Raw genomic sequence first — 2,744 nt, 5'->3', positions numbered from 1 at the left:
CGCCGCCCACCGAGATCTACACGCGTAAGATCGTCGTCAGCGTCAGATGTGTAGAAGAGACAGGGACTCCCCCTCCGTCCCCTGATCATCGGTGCGGCGGCGGTCGCCGCGCTCGCCGTCCTCGCCGTCGTCGGGTTCACCGTGCTGCGGCCGGGCGGCGGCCCGCCGGAGAACCTCGCCACGGTCTTCAGCGACGACTTCGCCAACGACGAGTCCGGCTGGCAGAGCTTCGGCGACGAGTACGGCTACCGCGACGGCAAGTACTTCATGCGCACGGACAACTACAGCGAAACCGTCAGCAGGTGGGTGCCGAAGGACGACGTGAAGACCTTCCCCGACCCGATCCTGGCGACCGTGACCGCCACCGTCACCGAGGGATCCCCCGATGCGCGGTACGGGCTCCTGTGCCGCGCGAACAACGACCGCAACACGATCTACCAGTACCTCTTCCTGATCCGCAACGACGGCAAGGGCGCGGTGCTCCGCAAGACCAACGGGGCCCAGGGCAGCAAGGAACTCGCCGTCACCGACTCGGTGCCCGGCTTCTCCGGCGACGGCGGGAACAAGCTGCAGATCGGCTGCGCGGGCCAGGACGGCGGGAAGCGGGTCAGGCTGCGGCTGTGGGTGAACGGCGAGCAGGTCATCGACGTGACGGACACCGACCAGCCGCTCGACAACGGGTGGGTCGGGATGGAGGTTCAGCGGGGCGGGAACAAGGCCCAGCAGGTGAACGCCCAGTTCGACGACTTCGACATGTCGAAGGTCCTCGACTAGCCGGGTTCTCGGCCGGCCGGGTTCTCCGCGGGCAGGTAGCCGTTCGTCCAGCGGGTCAGCTCCTCGAAGACCCGCGTCCGCGCGGGCTCGGCCGACAGCACCAGATCGTGCAGGCCGCCCTCGATCCGGACGAGCGTGACATGCCGCCCGATCCGCGGCGCCCACCGCGCCATGTGCTCGACGTCCAGGACGGCGTCGGCGCCCGTCACGTCCAGCACCTTGCGGGTCGGCCGGATGCTGCGCGTCGACGCCATGACCAGGACCGGCACGTCCACGTCGAGGCCCCGGTGGAGGCGGAGCTGGCCGCGGCGCACGGCCGCCAGCCACGCCGCCCGCACCGGGAATCCGAGGATCGGCTTCCACTCCAGGTCGAAGTCCCACTCGCCCTCGTGGTCGCGGTGGATGCTCCGCGGGTACCGGTCGGACACGCCCGCCGGCAGCTTCGCCTTCGGGAACCGGGAGCGCAGCGCCCGCGCGAGGCCGGCGCCCGCCTTGCGCATCACCAGCGGCTCGGCGATGTCGAGAAACGGGCTGTTCAGGAACACCCCGTCGACCAGGCCCGTGCCCTTCGCGCGGTCGGCCCAGAGCGCGGCGATCAGGCCGCCGGTCGAGTGGCCGTTCAGCAGGAGCGTGTCGTGCCCGTCCACGTCCCGGACGATCCGGACGGCCTCGTCGATCTCCGGGAAGTAGTCCGAAAGGCTCTCGACATAGTTCGGGGTCTGGTGCGGACGCAGCGACCGCCCGTACTTGCGCAGGTCGAGCGCGTAGAAGTCGAAACCGAGCGCCACGTAGAAGTCGGCCAGGTGCCGCTGGAAGAAGTAGTCGACGAACCCGTGCAGGTAGAGCACCGCCCTGCGGGAGCCGGAACCGGCGTCGCGCCGCCGCACCAGCGTCGCCACGACCTCGCCCTCGGCGTCGCGTCCCATCGGCAGCTCGATCGCCTCGTAGCCGGGGCCGAGCACGTCCGCCGTCACTTCCACGCTTCCTCCCGAACCAGGTCGCCGATTCCAGCATCTAAGCGTATGGGCGGGACAACCGGGCCGCGCGGGAACGTGCGCGCTTTGTTCCGGCGTCAGAGGAAGTGCGGAAGAAAAGAAGACACTGCGGCTCAGGGAGACTCCCATGCAGGCCCCGCTTCGTGACCGAGACCCGCGGCGGCTCGGCCCCTACCGGCTGCTCGGCCGGCTCGGCCGCGGCGGCATGGGGACGGTCTTCCTCGGCGAGGACGATGCCGGGCGCCGGGTCGCGGTCAAGGTCATCAACGCGGAGCTGGCCGACGACGAGGCGTTCCACGAGCGGTTCCGCAGCGAGGTGACGGCGGCGCGGCAGGTCCGCCGGTTCTGCACCGCCGCGGTGCTGGACGCCCGGCTGGACGGCGAGCCGCTGTACGTCGTGACCGAGTACGTCGCCGGCCCGCCGCTGGAAACGGCCGTCAAGGAGAACGGGCCGCTGCGCGGCGGCGACCTGGAGGCCCTCGCGGTCAACATCGCGACCGCGCTGAGCGCCATCCACGGCGCCGGGATCGTGCACCGCGACCTCAAGCCGTCCAACGTGCTGCTGTCCCCGACCGGCCCCCGCGTGATCGACTTCGGCATCGCCCGCGCCCTGGACGCCACCGACGGCCCCACCCGCACCGGCCAGTTCATCGGCACCCCCGCCTACATGGCGCCCGAGCTCATGCACGGCCGGGAGATCACGCCCGCGGCGGACGTGTTCTCCTGGGGCTGCGTCGTCGCGTACGCGGGCACGGGCCGCGCCCCGTTCGGCGGCGGGACGCTCCCGGAGATCATCAACCGGGTGACCGGCGGCGAGGCCGACCTGGACGGCCTCGACCCGGCGCTGCGCGATCTCGTCGCCCGCTCGCTGGCGAAGGATCCGGCCGAGCGTCCCGCGGTGAAGCAGCTGATCCAGACGCTGACCGGCGAGGAGGAGCCGCCCGCGACCCCGCCGCCGGTCGCGCTCCCGACCCC

At 71.4% G+C, this 2,744-nt stretch carries 3 protein-coding genes; 2 read left to right on the top strand and 1 reads right to left on the bottom strand.

Translation table 11 applies throughout. The features are described 5' to 3' along the window. Window positions 1-141: 141 nt before the first annotated feature. The gene (locus E1289_RS37165; protein WP_131988815.1) at window positions 142-774 is read left to right on the top strand and encodes a hypothetical protein; all 633 of its coding nucleotides are present in this window, start codon (window positions 142-144) and stop codon (window positions 772-774) included. Here E1289_RS37165 and E1289_RS37160 read toward each other — a convergent pair. Then, the gene (locus E1289_RS37160) at window positions 771-1,754 is read right to left on the bottom strand and encodes an alpha/beta hydrolase (RefSeq protein WP_207929412.1); all 984 of its coding nucleotides are present in this window, start codon (window positions 1,752-1,754) and stop codon (window positions 771-773) included. The two genes, E1289_RS37165 and E1289_RS37160, sit on opposite strands and share 4 nt — an antisense overlap. A 142-nt stretch (window positions 1,755-1,896) precedes the next feature. On the opposite strand from E1289_RS37160, the gene E1289_RS37155 reads away from it, so the two are divergent. After that, window positions 1,897-2,744, top strand: an 848-nt coding sequence (locus E1289_RS37155; RefSeq protein WP_131988813.1) for a serine/threonine-protein kinase, incomplete at its 3' end; no start/stop codon positions are given.

It is taken from the genome of Actinomadura sp. 6K520 (assembly GCF_004349245.1).
Taxonomy (GTDB): domain Bacteria; phylum Actinomycetota; class Actinomycetes; order Streptosporangiales; family Streptosporangiaceae; genus Spirillospora.
The sequence above is the reverse complement of the archived record's forward strand: the minus strand, read 5'-3'. Positions and strand labels throughout refer to the sequence as shown.